The organism is Geotalea uraniireducens Rf4, from assembly GCF_000016745.1.
In the GTDB taxonomy this organism is placed as follows: domain Bacteria; phylum Desulfobacterota; class Desulfuromonadia; order Geobacterales; family Geobacteraceae; genus Geotalea; species Geotalea uraniireducens.
Window position 1 is genome coordinate 2,759,447 of record NC_009483.1, and the last position, 15,270, is coordinate 2,774,716.

Genomic DNA, 15,270 nt, shown 5'->3' on the forward strand with positions numbered 1-15,270 from the left:
CACGGAAGAAACGGCCACCAGGCGGTCATTTCTTCATCATCTCCATCAGCCTGAACCCTTCTTCCACAAACAGGCCGGAAGCGGCAGATTCTTCGTCGTAGCCCGTCACGTTATCGTCTGCCAGCTCTTCACCGCTGTAGATGATAAATGGAACGGGATCCGACGTATGGGTCATCAGCTTGACCGGTGTCGGATGGTCCGGCGTACAGAGTATGCGGTAATCACCGAATTTCCTGATCCCTTCCAGGACCGGACCGACCACCAGCGCATCAAAATCCTCGATCGCCCTGATCTTGTCTTGAAGCTTACCGGAATGGGACGCCTCGTCGGGCGCTTCCACATGCAGGTAGACATAATCCTTTTCTTCGAGAACTTTGAGCGCCGCCTCAGCCTTGCCCCGGTAGTTAGTGTCGATATAGCCGGTTGCGCCGGGCACATTGACAATTTCAAGCCCGGCATAAATGCCGATGCCCTTGATAAGATCCACAGCAGAGATAACCGCACCGTTCAAGGCGAACTTGTCGGCAAAGGTGGCCATACGTGGAGACTTGCCCTGCCCCCAGAGCCAGATGGAATTTGCCGGAACCTCGCCGTTCGCCAGGCGCCGTTTGTATTGCGGATGGTTGAAAAAAATCAGCTGCGAAGAATTCATCAGGTTGATGAGGCGATCGGCGCCCTCCCCTGCAGGAAGAAAATCGATGATATTTTTGCCGGTAATGTCGTGTGGCGGCGTGGCGGTTATTTTATCCTTACCGTTGCGCCAGACCATGAGGTGGCGGTATCCTACCCCAGGATAAAAATGGAACTCGTCATCGCCCAGATGTTTTTGCAGTTCCTCGATCAGTTCCCGCCCATCCATGCTGGAAATATGACCAGCCGAATAATCCTGCATGTAAAGCTTGCCGGCATGGGGATGCAAATTAACGAGATTGACGCGGAAAGCCACATCATTTATTCCCAGCTCCACCCCCATGCTGGCGGCTTCGAGCGGTGACCGGCCTGTATAGCAGCTGACCGGATCGTAGCCGAACACCGAAAGGTTGGCAACATCGCTCCCGGGGGGAAGCCCCTTGGGAACGGTCCTGGCAAGACCTAATTTTCCCCGTTTTGCCATAAAATCCATGTTGGGGGTATTTGCCGCCTGGAGCGGAGTCTTACCTCCGAGCTCCTCAATTTTTTCATCGGACATGCCGTCGCCGAGCAAAACAATGTACTTCATGCAACAATCCTTTCGCACAAAAATAAATAAAATATATCCTGAATCAACAGACGGGATCAAGCCTTAAACGTCTCTATCCCCGGGGGTGAAACTCCTGGTGGAGTTTCTTTAAACGTTCGCGAGTCACATGGGTGTATATCTGGGTAGATGACAAGTCCGCATGACCAAGCATGATTTGTACGCTACGGAGATCCGCCCCGTTTTCCAGCAGATGGGTAGCAAAAGAGTGTCTGAGGGTATGCGGTGAAATGTTTTTTCTGATTCCGGCCGCACCAGACCGTTTCTTGATGATATTCCAGAACGCCTGGCGACTCATTTTACCCCCCAGCCTGCTCAAGAACAGATACTCGTTGTCGCCTTTCCTGTCAAGCAATATGCGTATGCCGGCAAGATACTCGCCTATGGCCGTTCTTGCCGATTCCCCCATGGGTACGAGACGTTCCTTTTCCCCCTTCCCCATGGTCAGCAAATAACCGGCGTCGATATTCACATCCCGCAACTTGAGCGACACCAATTCCGAAACCCGCAGCCCTGTGGCATAAAGGACTTCGAGCATGGCGCGGTCACGCACCTCGAACGTCCCATCGCCTTTTGCAGTCGCCAGCAGGCTTTCAACCTCGCGTCCCGAGAGCACCTCAGGCAACCGGTTGACAGTCTTCGGCGTTTCTATGATGGCTGTAGGGTTGCTGACGGAATAGTTTTCAACCAAAAGGAAACGGTGAAACATCCTTATGGCGGAAAGAGCCCTGGCACGACTCCGCGGTGCAAGACCGGAATCTTTAAGCCGCGTCACGTGCTCAACCACATCCAACGCAGTAACGTTTTCCGGGTTCGTGCGCTTTCGTTCCGCGAGAAAATCCAGATACACACTCAAGTCACGACTATAAGCTTCAAGGGTATTTTTAGTCAAACCCTTCTCTACAAGAAGATAATTCAAAAACAGGTCAAGGTACTCGTTCATATTTCTTCATCAATGGCCTTGAGCAGGTGGATCCTTATTTCTTCAAGTTTATCACCACCAAGCAGCTTATGGCCGAAAATATCCTTGACGTAAAAGACGTCCGCTACCTGATCGACCTTTGTTGAAACCTTCGACACGCCGATATACAGCCCAAGCTCGGTGAGGGTGCTGGTTATCCGGTAGAGGAGCCCGACCTTGTCGTGGGTATAGATGTCAATGACCGTGTAATCCGCTGAAACCTCGTTGTCGATTTCAACCCGCGTGGGAAACTTCGGTTTCGGCTTTTCAGTCAGGATGGTCGGACGGTAACGCTTCTTTACCAGGGTGCCGACCCGGACCTTACCCTGCAGGACCTGGCGCATATCGTCCTCAAGCCTTTGCCAGCGGCTTTCATCTGTAATGACGAACCCCTGCGGAGAGTTGACCTGAAGCACGTCCAGCGCCTTGCCGTTCCTGCTGGTAAGGATTTGCGCGCCGAGAATATTCATCCCGTTGGCAGCCATGACCCCTGTTATCATGGAAAAGAGGCCGGGTACGTCAAGGGTGCAGATGGTAAAGTTGGAATAACCTTTATCCACCTCATGAACGACCTTCATAACCAGGTTCTTGCCATCCAGCAGGAGCAGCGTCTTGATATGGTCCGCTATGACGGCCGGAGAATTGGAAAGCAGGTGCCGCGTCGTCAACGCCTTCAGCTCCTCTTTCACAAGTGTCGTGGGATAATCATCACCCAGTATCTCCAGTACCTGCCGCTTTACCTTCTTTACCCGCTCGCTGCTGGCTTCAAACTTGAAGTCGCCGCGCTCCAGCACCTTGAACGCCTTTTCGTAAAGCTCCTGAAGAAGCAAGGCCTTCCACTCCGTCCAAACTTCCGGCCCAACCCCCTTTATGTCCGCATAGGTCAGCAGGTAGAGCATTTTCAGGTTTTCGCTCTTGCCCATCTGTCGGGCAAACTGGATGATCATCTTCTCGTCGTGTAGGTCGCGACGTTGGGCAATGTGGGCAAATAGCAGGTGATTCCTGATAAGGAATTCGAGACGTTCGCTGTCCTCCCTGGTAAGCCCCATGCGACGGGCAACGGTACGCGCCATATCGGCACCCTTGTCCGCGTGCCCCCCTCCTTCGCCTTTCCCCACATCGTGAAGCAGCACGGCCAGGAGGAGCAGCTCGCGCTTGTCCACTTCACAGGCAAGCTGGGTCAAGAGCGGCAGGTCTTCACTGTGCTCTCCTTTCCAGAGCCGGACAGTCTCCTCCACGGCGAACAGCGAATGGATGTCGACGGTATATATGTGGTATATGTCGTGCTGTACCTTGCAGTAGATCCGCTCGAACTCGGGAATGAACCGATTGAGAAATTCCAGGTGATGCATGAGCTTCAAGGTTTCCGCAACACCTTTATCAGAACGGAGAATGGCAAAAAAGGAGCTGTTGACCTCCTTGCTGCGGCGGAATTTGTCGTTGATCAGGTCGAGACTTCCACGTACCAGGGCCTTGACATTGATGTTCAAAGATACGCCATGCTTCTGGGCGTATTCGAATATCTTCATCAGCTTCGTCGGGTCTTTGGCGATGATCGACTCGTCGGGGATCACCAGCTCCCCTTTGAGTACATAAAACCCCTCCCCCACCGGCCGCCTGGTAAAATAACCAAGGATCTTCAGCGCACCCTCTTCACGCCTGGCACATTTCGAGACCATCAGAGAGGAAAAATGCTCCACCCTCGTGGCATGCAGATAAAAGTCCCGCATGAATTCCTCAACAGCAAGGACCTTTCCCCGGTCCGTATAGCCGAAGAATCCGGCGAGATTGGTCTGCATGTCGAAGGTCAGCTGATCGGCCTTTCGGACAGCAGAGTAGTGCATTTCATTCCGTATCCGCCAGAGATACGCAAGCGAACTATAATAAGCGGCCAGTTCATCCTCAGAAAGCACCCCTTTTACTATCAGTTCACGGGGATCGGTTATCTTGTATTTGATCTTGGCGACCCACATGGCTGTATGGAGGTCCCGCAGGCAACCTTCACCCTCCTTGATGTTCGGCTCCAGAATGTAGATGCTTGAGCCGTATTTATCCCGCCGTTTATTCAATTCATCAAGTTTTTCCTTGATAAACGCATCACTCCTCTTGGCAAGGATCTGGGTCAGCATCACCTTCTGAAAATCCTTGAACAGCGTTCTGCTGCCGACCAGAAAACGTGCGTCAAGGAGAGCGGTTTTAACGGTCGTATCCGAGTTCGACATTTCCACGCAGTCGTTGCTGGTTCGAACCGAATACCCGACATCCAGGCGCATGTCCCAAAGAAAGTAGAGAAGTTTCTGGGCGATGTCCTCTATCCGCTTCGAATCCTTGCCGCCATGGAGAAACATGAGATCGATGTCGGAATATGGGTTGAGCTCGCCGCGTCCATAGCCGCCGACAGAAACGAGAGTCAGCTGTTCCCTGGCATGCTTGTAATTGCTGAACCCCCTGGTGATGCTTTGGAAGAGTTTTTTGATCAGGGTATCCGACATGACCGTAATCGCTTTGACGACCCAGTCTCCGCCAGCCCCGGCGCGATGTTTCTCTTTGATCTCTTCCCGGTAATGTTCGAGAAACTGCTTGCTTGCCGCTAATAAAAGAGGGCGTGTCTCTTCAAACGAAGCGTGCTCCGTCCTGGATATTGCCGGGAAATATTGATCGATGTCGAATTCCATGGAACCTCTATAGACGTGCTGCGTGCTGCGTGCTACGTACTGCGTGCGACTTTAAAAGTTCGCAGCACGCAGCCACGCATCACGTTATCACTTGAGACCGGCGATATACGCCTTGATGCCGGCCAGTATGCCATCAGCGGTAATGTCCTGATAACGTGGATCCTTGAGCCGGCCTTCTTCGCGCTCATTACTTAAAAAAGCCGTTTCCACGAGGATGCTCGGCATGGTAGCCCCTACCAGGACATAAAACGGCCCCTGTTTTACCCCAAGGTTTTTAACAGAATATTGACCATTCACCTTGCTGGAAACGGCTTTCTGCACCTCTTCGGCAAGATGTGCGGAATCGTTCAGCTTGTAGTTCGCCATGAGATCAAAGAGCACTGCCTGCAAGAGACTCACCTTTTCCAGGGATGTGCCATTTTCTTTGGCAGCAAGCTGGGCCGCTTTTTCGGTCTTGGCCAGGTTCAGATAGTACGTCTCGATGCCGTTTGCGCTGCGATTGAGGGAAGCGTTGGCATGAACCGATACAAAGAGATCGGCGCCGACCTTGTTGGCAATAGCAGTCCGCTCCTGCAGCTCAATAAATTCATCGGTAGATCTGGTTAATACAGCATCGATCCCCAGCTCTTCCTTCAGTTTGTGTGCCAGTTTGAGACCAATCTGAAGAACAACGTCCTTTTCCTTGGTTCCGCCGGCTCCAATCGCCCCCGGATCATGCCCGCCGTGCCCGGGATCGACGACAATCCGCCGTATCTTACCCGGCTTTACTTTCGCTTTCGCCTGAATTTTCTCCGCCACCGCTTCAATCCTGGCAGTCTCGACCAGCGGGGGGGACTCCTTGATACTTTCTTTAACGGCGGAGATCTCCGGCTTACGATCTCCTTTGACATCCACCATGATGCGGAAAGGATCGGAGAAGGTGAATACATTGTAGTCCTTGATGCTGTCCAGATCGAGCACAACCCGTACGACATCCGGCCGGTACTGGGCAATGCGCGCCGTCTTCAACAGACCATCGCCAATGGCCAGGTCTTTTACTCCCGGCCCTATCCTGGCGCCGTTGATATCCAGGTAGAGACGGGGAGGAACCGACGGCTCATTTTTGGGGGGCAGTTTATGATATTCGAATCCGGCCTCCCGGTCGAGGGTGACGGCAAGGCGGGAGTAGTCGGGATTGGACCAATGGCGCATCTCCTTGACTATTGCCCTGGATGCGGGCTCAACAGCCATGGCGGTTGCGGTTTTATGCGTAACGGTTGAAGGCGTTCGCGTCTCGGATCGGGTCTGCTTTTTCGCCGTTTGTTTCTTCTTCTCCTTTGGCTTTGCAGTGCCGGTTTTTTGTTTCTTTTTGGCGGCCCGCTCCCGCTTTTTCCCCTCCGTCTCTTGCTGCTCTCCCCATGCGATCTGCGAGCAAAACGCGGTGACGAGGATAATCCAGATTAAAACAACTAATTTTCGTCGCATCGGCGTCAAACCATCCTTTTTAATTCATCCAGCAGATTCAGGGCTTCCAGCGGGGTAAGCGTAGTCACATCCATACCTTTCAACCTTTTTCGCAGCATATCTTCTCCGCTGTCAAACAACGACAACTGCGAAGCGGGTGCCGAACCAGCGCTCTTTTTGCCGCGGGCGATGCGGGGAATGCCCTCTTCAGCGAACTCCCCCTTTTCGAGATTCTGTAAAATCTCCTTTGCCCGCTCGATGACTTCAAGGGGAAGACCTGCCAGCCGTGCCACCTGAATGCCGTAAGAATGGGATGCGCCACCGGACACTATCTTGCGGAGAAAAATGATCTGCTCGTTCCATTCCTTTACTGCGATGTTGAAATTTTTGATCCGCTTGCGCGTCACCGCAAGTTCGGTCAATTCATGGTAATGGGTGGCGAAGAGGGTTTTGGCGGCATGTTTGTCGTTATCATGAAGAAATTCGGCAACTGCCCAGGCAATGGAAACACCGTCAAATGTGGAGGTGCCGCGGCCGATCTCGTCGAGGATCACGAGGCTTTTGGGCGTTGCATGACGCAGAATGTTGGCGCTTTCCATCATCTCCACCATGAAGGTGGACTGCCCGCGTGCAAGGTTATCGGAGGCGCCAACCCGGGTGAATATGCGGTCCACCAGGCTGATATGGGCCTCTGTTGCCGGGACGAAACTCCCCATCTGCGCCATAAGGGTGATCAACGCCACCTGACGCATAAATGTCGACTTGCCGGCCATGTTCGGTCCGGTTATGATGATGAGCTGGTTCTCCCCGTTATCAAGCAAGGTGTCGTTGGGAACGAATCGTTCCCCCTGGTGCATCGCCTCGATGACCGGATGCCTCCCCTCACTGATGAAGAGGGTAGTACCGTCATCGACTAGCGGTCGGCAGTAATTGCGCTCATGGGCCAGTTCAGCCAGAGAAGCAAGCACGTCCAGTGTCGCCAGACAATCGGCGGTACGGGCGACGATTTCGCCATGGCCGGTGACCGTCTCGCGGATTTCCTGAAAAAGAGAAAATTCCAGTTCCCTGATACGATCTTCCGCACCGAGGACCTTGTCTTCGTATTCTTTCAGCTCCGGGGTGATATAGCGCTCGGCATTGGCCAGGGTCTGCTTGCGTATGTAATCGGCAGGGATTGAAGTCAGGTTCGTCTTGGTCACTTCGATGTAATAACCGAAGACCTTGTTATAACGGATTTTCAGGGAGTTTATACCGGTACGCCCTTTTTCCTGCGCCTCCAGACGGGCGATGAACCCCTTCCCTTCACGGCTGATGGCCCGCAGTTCATCCAGTTCCGCGTTGTAACCGTCGGCGATGATCCCGCCATCCCTCAGGACGAACGGCGGGTTCTCGACGATACCGCCTGCAATGAGCCCCACCAGATCCGGCAACGGGTTGAGCCCCTCGTTCAGTCTGCGCAGGAGAACAGACGAAGAAGAAGCCAACAGCTCCTTAATGCCGGGAATCCTCGCCAGCGACTCTTTCATTGCAACCAGATCCTTGGCGCCGGCACTGGCAAGACTGATCCTGCCGTTCAACCGTTCCAGGTCATAGACGCCGTTCAACAGGAAAACAAGTGCTGTGCGGCGGGAAGGATCTTGTACAAACTCCTCGATCGCATCCTGACGTTCCGTTATACTCTGAATGGTTACCAGTGGATAGTTAATCCACTGCTTCATCTTGCGTCCACCCATGGCAGTGGTGGTACGATCCATGAGACCGAGCAGCGACCCCTTACGCTTCCCCTCCGCAAGGGTAGCGGTCAGCTCCAGGTTTCTCCTCGTCGACTCGTCCAGAACCAGATACTCCCTGTTCGTATAAGGAATGATCGAATTGACGTGCCCGGCCCGGCCCTTCTGGGTCTCCTGGAGATAGTGAAGAACCGCGCAGATCGCATATAATCCGGTGTTTAAACCATCGCATCCAAGGGCAGAGGGTGAGGCGCCGCCGAAATGGCTGCCTATCAGCCGCTTGCAGTAATCGAGGTCATAAACCCAGTCGTCGACAAAGGTCGTGGCAAGCCCGGCTGTGACCGGCATCAACTCCTTCATGCGCCCGTTTTCACGAAAAACAGCCGGCAGGATGATTTCCCGCGGCTTCACGCACGCCACCTCGGCAACGGCCGCATCAAAACCATCCAATTCGGTAACCCTGAACTCGCCGGTGGAAAGGTCCAGGTAGGAGAGCCCCCAGGTCGTGGCGTCGTCACAGTAGAGGGAGAGGAGGTAGTTGTTCTCCTTCGGCGACAGGTTCGAGCTGTCGACAACCAGGCCGGGGGTGATCACCTTCACCACTTCACGCCTGACAATCCCTTTGACGCTCTTGGGATCTTCAACCTGCTCGCAGATCGCGACCTTTTCGCCGGCTTCAATCAGTTTCGCAATATAGGGGGTAGCGGAATGATAAGGTATGCCGCAGAGCGGGACATCTGCGCCATCGGAGTTTTTATTGCGGGAAGTAAGGGTGATGTCAAGGATACGCGAAGCTTTTACCGCATCATCGAGAAACATCTCGTAGAAGTCGCCAAGGCGGAAAAAGAGAATTGCATCGGGATAGCCGGCTTTTATCTCCAGGTACTGACGCATCATTGGTGTGAGTTGAGACATGGAAACCCTTTGCTGCGTGTTTTACGGCCGTTCATCCTAACAAAATCAGGGGGCCTTGTAAAATGAAAACAAAAAAGGCTGACCCGGCTGGATCAGCTTATTACTTTTGAAGACGTTTTACAGATGAACAGTCAGGAATTGCGCAGGTTGAATTGCTTGATTTTGCGATACAGGGTGTTCCTGCCGATACCCAGGACTTTCGCCGTCTCAGTGATATTCCACCGGCAATGTTCCAGCGCTTTTTTGATGGTTTCCTCTTCCGTATCCTTGAGGCCTCGCTGGGCGGGAGGCACGAGGCCTTTTGCGCGCATGACCGAGAGCAGGCTGGTTTCAAGGCCGTGCAGGGACTGGAGCATCTGTTTCAGTTCACCTGCACTCATTTTTCCCAGCGCATCAGCCTTGGCATAATGCTCCAAGAAACTATCCGGGGAAAAAGGGATGTCCGGGTCCTGGTTGTCCCGGAGCGGTGACGACAGGGTTTTGGCAGAGTCGGCAGGGGTGTTCAGGAGTGTGCTCCCCAGGTGGTTGGGCATAATCGTATCGCCATTGCACATAACCACCGCACGTCTCATGACGTTGGCAAGCTCGCGAATATTGCCCGGCCAGCCGTAATCCCGCAAGAGGCGCAGGGCTCCCTGGGAAAGCCGCAAATCGGGATTGAGCAGTCGGACAAAGTGCTCCGCCAGCATTGGGATGTCATCGGCGCGGGAGCGCAAGGGCGGGATTTCAAGCCGGACCACGTTAAGCCGATAGTAGAGATCCTCGCGGAAAGTTTTTTCGCGGATTGCTTCTTCCAGGTCGACGTTGGTTGCGGCGATCACCCTCACATCGGTTTTGATCGGCTTTTCACCGCCGACCCGCATGAATTCTCCAGTTTCGAGCACCCGCAGCAGCTTGACCTGGATCTGAGGGCTGGCATCGCCGATTTCGTCGAGCAACAAGGTGCCGCGGTTGGCCAGCTCGAATATGCCGCGGCGGGTCTGGCTTGCACCGGTGTAGGACCCCTTTTCGTGGCCGAAGAGTTCGCTTTCCAGAAGGTTTTCCGGCAGCGCCCCGCAGTTTACCGGGATGAATGCCTGGTCGGCGCGACCTGAGGCGGCGTGGATGAAGCGGGCCAGGACTTCCTTGCCGGTGCCGGTCTTCCCCTGGATCAGAACATTGATATTCTTGTTGGCGATTTTGAAGGCCAGGGATACCAGGCGCCGCATACTCGGCGCACTGCCGACCTGGAAACCGACTGCCTGGGCCACCTCGGACCACTCCTCCTTGTCGTGGCGCCCTTGCAGGAGGTTGAAACCGTGGGTAGCGGCCCGTTCTATCAGGGTTTCGATTTCATTGATGTCGTCGAAAGGCTTTTCCAGATATTCGTAAGCGCCCAATTGCACCGCCGTGACCGCCGTTTTGATGGTGCTGTAGCCGGTCATGAGGATGACTTCGCAGGCGGGCTGCCGGGCCTTGATCATTTGCAGCAAGGTCAGGCCGTCGGTGTCGGGCAGCTTCAGATCAACCATGGCCACGTTGAAACTGTTTTCTTCAAGCGCCAGCATCGCCTCCGGCTCGTTTGTCGCGGTGACGACAACGTAACCTTTTCTGGACAACAAGCGGCGGAAAAACGTGCAGACATCCGCCTCGTCGTCGATGATCAAAACCTGAATCTGGGACATGCACTCTCCATCGTTAGGCAAATTTCAATGCTGTATGTAACCATTCAGCTCCTGTAAGGCCATAACTCCCCCTAACCCCCTCTTAACTAAAGAGGGGGAACTAACAACACCCCTCCCCTTAAGCTAAGGGGAGGTTGGGAGGGGTTATGATGAACGCCAAAGTACTTGAAAAACATGATAAAACGGCTGAATAGTTTGTACTACTGCTGCTCTATGGGCAGGACCAGGCAGAAGGTGCTGCCTTCGCCCGGCCGGCTCTCCACCTCGATGGTGCCGTTGTGGGACTCGGCGATCCCCAGGCTGACCGAAAGGCCCAGGCCGGTCCCTTTAGTGGCCTCTTTGCTGGTGTAGAAAGGGGTAAAAATTTTCGACATGTTTTCCGGGGCGATGCCGCTGCCGTTATCGCTCACACTGAGCACGGCCCATCTCTTTTCATCCTCCACCCGCAGCGAAGTGGCCACTTCGATGATTTTTTCCTTCCGTTCCACATCCGCCAGGGCATCGCGGGCGTTAATCAGAAAGTTGGTCAGCACCTGCTGGATCTGCGGTCCATTGGCAGTTACCCTCGGCAGATTGACATCGAACTGTTCGACAATCCTGATCTGGCTTCGGTTGATCTGGTATTGAATCATGCTCAGCATTCGTTCCGCTTCGGCATTCAGGTCGATATCCGTCACCGGCGGCTGGTTCTGCCGGGAAAAGGTCAACAGGTTCTGGACGATCCGTTTGCAGCGCAGGCCGGAGTTGATGATATCTTCGAGCACTTCGGCTTTATCAAATTGCGCATCTTGTTGCAGATCCCTGGCCAGCATCTGTGCCGTGCCGATGATGACGGTCATGGGGTTGTTCAGCTCATGGGCCACCCCGGCCGCCATCTCGCCGAGTGCGGCCAGTTTGGCTGAATTGACCAGCTGAGCCTCCATCTTGGTCTTCTGAGTGACGTCCTTGAGGATGATGGTCACCGCTGACAGCTGCTTGTCTTCGTTAAACACCGGATAGTAGGACAGGTCAAGAACCAGCCCCGACTCGGTCTGCCAGCGCTGGAAAACCGGTTGGCCGTTTTTCTTGATTTCCTCGATGGGGCAGTTCGGGCAGATCCCGTCATGGCCATGGAGTTTGACGAAACACTTGTTGCTCAGCGCCTTATTCCAGGAATCGCTCATCTCGCGGGGAAGCCGGTCGTTATGGAGCAGGACGTTGTAATCTGTGTCGATGAGGAAGATCGGGTCGGTCACGGCCTTGAAGGTCTCTTCCCATTCCTTCTTTGCCCGCGAGACCTGCTTGTAGAGTCTGGCGTTCTGAATGCTTATGGACAGCTGGTCGGCCAGATGCTGAATAAAGCTCAGATCCGCCTCGCTGTATGCAGAATCGAGGATGCTGGCAACAACGAGGGCGCCGATCACCTCATCCCGCTTGAACATCGGGGCAATCGCCATCGCCCGGAGCGGACCCGGGTAGCCCGGATTGATCCGGATGTGGCTGAGCTCATCCGGCGTCAGATTGAAGATGCCGGCCTTTTTCTGCCGGATGACCTTCAGGGAGGGGGAATGGGCGGGGAAGTTCTCGATTTTGCAGAAGTCCACGGGCATCATCGCCTTGAGCGACAGATCGCCGTTGCGGACCGTCACCAGCCCGAGGAAGTCACAGGGGAGCGTCTGCGGCAGCTTGGAAAAGGCCCGTTCGATGATGTCGGGGGTCGACATGTCGATGTTGATGTCCCGGGCGAGCTGATGCAGGATTTCCAGACGGCTGTTCTGCTTGAGAACCTCCTGGCTGCGCTTTTTCAGCTCGACGTAATAGTTGAGCTTCGAGGAGTCGACCCCGGTCAATTGTTCGAGCAGCTTTTCCCTGTTTTCCACCGTTGTTTCCTCTAAACCCGGCGTTGAAACACCGGGCAACCTTCTATTGCCTTCCAGGATAATGAACGTCGTCCGCGCCCGGATTTAGGGCGGATTTGGTCCGGTCGATTGAGCATAACCGCAGGCGTGGCAGCGCCACGTTGAGGATTGTGCGATTGAGGCCAGGCCGAAGATGCCCTGAAGGCGGGCGCGGACTACATGGCTTTGCGGAAAATGGCCTCTATCTCCTCGCACGTCGCACTGCGCGGATTGGTCACCAGGCAGGCGTCCTTCATGGCATTACGGCTCAGCAGAGGGATGAACTCTTCCTTCAAGCCGATTTGCGCCAACCCCTTGTCCAGACCGATATCCGCGATCAACCGCTTGACCGCCTCTATAGAAAGTTCGGCAGCCGCCAGGGTATCAAGCCCGGCAACGTCCTTCCCCATGGCTATGGCTATGTCCCGGAATCTGTCGGGACACGTGTGAAGATTAAACTCCATGACATGGGGCAGGATCGATGCGTTGGTCTCTCCATGGTGTTGGTCGATCAGGCCGTCAACCTGGTGGGTCATGGCATGGGCAGCGCCGAGAATGGCGTTGGAAAACGCCAATCCCGCGGTAAGGGCGGCCATGGCCATATTGGCGTTGGCCTCCATATCAAGGCGGTCAGCGACCGCCCGCACCAGATTATACGAAATCAGCTGGATCGCCTTGAGGGCGTGGATGTCGGTCAGGGGGGTCGCCGCCAGCGACACGTACGATTCGATGCCGTGGGTCAAGGCGTCGATACCCGTGGCAGCGGCCAGCTTTGCGTCCTTGGACTTGAGCAGTTCCGGGTCGACGATGGCGATATCCGGGACCAGGGACTTGGAGATGATGGACATTTTCAGTTTGCGTACCGTATCGACGATGATGGTGAACTGACTTACCTCGGAGCCGGCGCCGGCAGTGCTGGGGGCTATCACCATCGGCGGCAGCGGCCTGCTGATCTTGTTGATTCCTTCGTAATCCTGAAGCCGGCCGCCATTGGCCGCCAGCATGGCGACTGCCTTGGCGACATCGGTGGGGCTTCCGCCGCCGACGGCCACTATCCCGTCGCAACGCGCTTCCCTGTAGCGGATCACCCCTTCGGTCACTTCGAAATCCTTGGGATTGGTAGTCAAAGAGGAAAAGATCTCGGCTTCCACGCCGGCTGCGCGCAGGTAGTACACGGCCTGGTCGACCCAACCCGCATTGATCACGCCGTCGTCACTGACCAGGAAAACCTTGGAGGCCCCGATGCGCACGACGCTTTCGCCAAGCTGGCTCAGGGAACCTCGGCCGAAGATGATTTCAGGCGCTACAAATTTGCTGATATTCACAATGCCTCCTTAACAGAACAACCATCTTACTGGTACTGGATGTAGATCGGCTTCGGGTTCAGCTTGAGCAGGTCCTGCGGCGTCATCAGCGGGTCGCCCTTCTTCGTGTCGTTATGATAGAAGAGCTTGAAGCCGGTGTACTGCACCGGTTCGGACACCACGTAATCCTTGTACGAGTCACGCTTCAGCCATGGCGCGCCCCAGCCGTCCATGTGCATGACAATCTGCACCTCGGGTCGCAGCGCTATGCTCCGGGCATTCGTTACGCCGTTGCGCGTGAACCGGTGCACCGTCAGCACCTTCGGCGGGAGATTGTACTTCTTCACCAGGTCCTTGAGGTAACCTGTGACGTAGTTGATATCCGCCGCATCGTAGGTGCCGATCTTGGTCCCAGGCTTCTTCCCGCTCTTGATCAGGTTGAACTCCGGGTCCATGCCCAGATGCACGTCAGGATTCTTCAGTATCCATTCAAAGCGGGGCAGCACGGTCCGGATGTTGTCATGCCCGGTCTGGATGTCGATGAACAGCAGGGCGTTCGCTTCTTTGGCCCACCCGTACACCTGTTCGATGATTTTGTCCGGCATTATCATCCGGTACTTCCCGGCCTTGCCCGGCTCCCCCTGCGCCACCACTGCGATCAGATGCAGGGCAGGCTGTACCGGCATCTTTGGGTCCGCCTTCTCCCATCGTGCCACCTCCACCTTCAGCCGACGCAGCATCTCGTCCTTCGGGTACTCGCCCAGCGCTCCCATCCGTTTGGAAAGGGGGTTGCCGTAATAGGCCACGATCCGCTTCTTCGGCAGGATCGACCCCGGCAGCGACGCGGGGCAATTCACCGGCCAGCCGCACTTCTTCGCAAACGCGGGGTCCTCACCCGCATTGTACTTGACCTTGGATGCGACGGCGCCCTTTGCTGCACTGCTCTCATTGGCGAAGGCCTTGTCCACTTTACGGGTTGCAGTCGTCTGCGGCGCGAAGCTCGCCGCCTGGGCCACTGAAGTGGTGTTCTCCTTCTTCGCGGATCCAGCCGCCGGTTTAGTGCCGGTCTTGTCTGCCCCGCACCCCGCCAGGGCGAGCGGCAGAGCGACAGCCAGCAAAAGGAAAACAAACGAACGGTTTGACATGGAAATGCATCGGTGCTTCACAAATACTCCTTCAAAGGGCAGTACACGCCGGTGCCTGTTGACTTATGACGCGCTCACAGAAATGCGCTGCCAAAAGGAAAGGCCGGGCGAGGACCGCATAAAATTGGATTTGCCTGGTAGAGGCAGATTGAACGACCGTTGACGGCGCCAGGAAAACATAACATGCGCCATATAAGGCGGGACGTGCAGTGCCCGTCAGCCTTCATCATCAAAATCGGAAAGGCTCCGGGCAATAGTAACCTTTTTGCCATTACAGTGTCAATTGCGGAAATGTTTGGTTCTTTCGCTACAAAGTTGA

At 55.0% G+C, this 15,270-nt stretch carries 9 protein-coding genes; all 9 read right to left on the reverse strand.

From position 1 onward, the window contains the following. Positions 1–25: 25 nt before the first annotated feature. Entirely contained in the window at positions 26–1,219 is a 1,194-nt protein-coding gene (locus GURA_RS12105) for a cofactor-independent phosphoglycerate mutase (RefSeq protein ID WP_011939253.1), read from the reverse strand. A gap of 73 nt (positions 1,220–1,292) precedes the next feature. After that, positions 1,293–2,180 carry a site-specific tyrosine recombinase XerD gene (gene xerD, locus GURA_RS12110; RefSeq protein ID WP_011939254.1) on the reverse strand — a complete coding sequence of 296 codons (888 nt, stop codon included), beginning with the start codon at positions 2,178–2,180 and terminating at the stop codon, positions 1,293–1,295. Further along, a complete protein-coding gene (glnD, locus tag GURA_RS12115; protein WP_011939255.1) occupies positions 2,177–4,873 on the reverse strand; it encodes a [protein-PII] uridylyltransferase in 2,697 nt (898 codons plus the stop codon). Before glnD ends, xerD begins: the two co-directional genes overlap by 4 nt. An 87-nt stretch (positions 4,874–4,960) precedes the next feature. Further along, a complete protein-coding gene (locus GURA_RS12120) occupies positions 4,961–6,337 on the reverse strand; it encodes an N-acetylmuramoyl-L-alanine amidase (RefSeq protein WP_011939256.1) in 1,377 nt (458 codons plus the stop codon). Positions 6,338–6,342: 5 nt separating this feature from the next. Then, a complete protein-coding gene (mutS, locus tag GURA_RS12125) occupies positions 6,343–8,961 on the reverse strand; it encodes a DNA mismatch repair protein MutS (RefSeq protein WP_011939257.1) in 2,619 nt (872 codons plus the stop codon). A 131-nt stretch (positions 8,962–9,092) separates the two neighbouring features. Further along, positions 9,093–10,625, reverse strand: coding sequence for a sigma-54-dependent transcriptional regulator (locus GURA_RS12130; RefSeq protein WP_011939258.1), 1,533 nt, complete (start codon positions 10,623–10,625; stop codon positions 9,093–9,095). Positions 10,626–10,825: 200 nt separating this feature from the next. Beyond that, positions 10,826–12,484, reverse strand: coding sequence for a GAF domain-containing sensor histidine kinase (locus GURA_RS12135; protein ID WP_011939259.1), 1,659 nt, complete (start codon positions 12,482–12,484; stop codon positions 10,826–10,828). 194 nt (positions 12,485–12,678) lie between these two features. Further along, positions 12,679–13,827, reverse strand: a complete 1,149-nt coding sequence (locus tag GURA_RS12140) for an iron-containing alcohol dehydrogenase (protein WP_011939260.1) — start codon at positions 13,825–13,827, stop codon at positions 12,679–12,681. Positions 13,828–13,853: 26 nt separating this feature from the next. Next, positions 13,854–14,972, reverse strand: a complete 1,119-nt coding sequence (locus tag GURA_RS12145) for a hypothetical protein (RefSeq protein ID WP_011939261.1) — start codon at positions 14,970–14,972, stop codon at positions 13,854–13,856. Positions 14,973–15,270: the final 298 nt, after the last annotated feature.